General features: G+C 41.2%; 1 protein-coding gene. It reads right to left on the bottom strand.

What is annotated here, in order from left to right:
* Positions 1-421 precede the first annotated feature (421 nt).
* Positions 422-1021, bottom strand: a complete 600-nt coding sequence (locus tag QUB39_RS30465; protein WP_333245816.1) for an NYN domain-containing protein — start codon at positions 1019-1021, stop codon at positions 422-424.
* Positions 1022-1455 lie beyond the last annotated feature (434 nt).

Raw genomic sequence — 1455 nt, 5'->3', positions numbered from 1 at the left:
AACCCACCTATTCGTCAAGCTGCTGACACACATTGCCTGGGATCAAGGACGGTTTGGAAGTAATTGCATACAACGTTGAGGGCTTGCTGCTGTGCTGATTTTATAAATGTCAGCCTGGCAACTGAAGCCGATTAATAAACCAAAGTACAAAACAAATTCAAATGTTCAATAGCGTTCGGTCAAGCTGGATATTAGGTGATAGCGATATTAAGCTGATGGCTTATTCGTCAGCCAGCATAGCAGCAAACCCATGTAATGTGCAGGCTGGAAGTCTTGGTGTCGGTTTTAATTGTTTGTCGGGTCTTAGAAGCCAAGCAAGCCGCAAAGTTTTACAAGTGTTAGCTCCTGTGTCAAGCCTTGTGTGGCACTTGTAAATGTTTGTCGGCTTTGTCGAGCCGATTAGTTCTTTGAAATATTGCTTTTATGTTATGATAAAGTCAGCGTGTTCTTTGAGAATAATCTTAATTTGAGGTTGTCCCATAGGATATAGGTAGACAAGTATCCCTTCACGCCGTGCAAATTTCATTGGAGAAACAAAATCACTGTCGCCAGCCACAAGAACAAGTTTATCAATAGTTCTTTTACTTGACATCCACGCAATATCGAGTCCTAACTTAATATCGACTGACTTTTGTTTGAAATCAGGTATATAATCTTTCGGGTTTCCAGGATGTACTTTCCAACCGTCAAATGAAAGTTCACCGAGCCTTAAAGCCAGTTGAGGGAAAGTTCTGAGGTCAGCATGGAAGGCATTAGCAGCCTTAAATTGTGGGTGCTGTGAAAAGTCTACTTTCTTGCCGTTGGGGTCTGTTTTTGTGTCGCCGTTAGGTCTGCAATCATAGTAAAATGTTCTAAGGAGCAGGTCACTTGTTCCAGCAGGATTTGTCGCTGAAACCTTATTCATAATGTCGTCTATGAAGGGTTGCAGGTCGGCAATCCGAGGATTTTTACCATTGTTTGCTTTAAATCTTTGGAGAAAAAATCCTCCATCAATGAGTATAGCTACTTTATTTACAGACATATACGCAATATATAAAAAAAAGAACCGCTGTTTGTCCGTTCTGCACAGACCCCCAGCGGTGAAAAATTATGCCAGCCTACTGGCGTCGGAATTATTTGCAGCAAAAATAGTATCAAAATTGATACCACCAAATGATTTGTAAACATTTTAGAAAACCGTTGATTGTCATAGAAGCGTCAGCAATATTTTAGCTCTTTTGCAGGTTTGGACTGGTGTCAAGGTTTTGTGTGCCTGCAAATGTGCTAAAATGTGTGTCGGCAAAGAAGCAGAGCAGAATTAAAACAATTTGAAAATATGCAGTCTGTCTTACAGATGTTGTTGAATAGCGAATTGTCAGCCAGCTTGCACATTACGTTGAAGGCTTTGCGACGGCAGCGATAGCGTTCCGTCGCCCCTGAACTGTAGTTGAAGTTAGAACAAAAAGCCACAAACAA

The sequence above is a fragment of the Microcoleus sp. AT8-B5 genome, from assembly GCF_036705565.1.
In the GTDB taxonomy this organism is placed as follows: Bacteria; Cyanobacteriota; Cyanobacteriia; order Cyanobacteriales; family Microcoleaceae; genus Microcoleus.
Note: the sequence above shows the minus strand (reverse complement) of the source record. Positions and strands in the feature narration are given on the sequence as shown.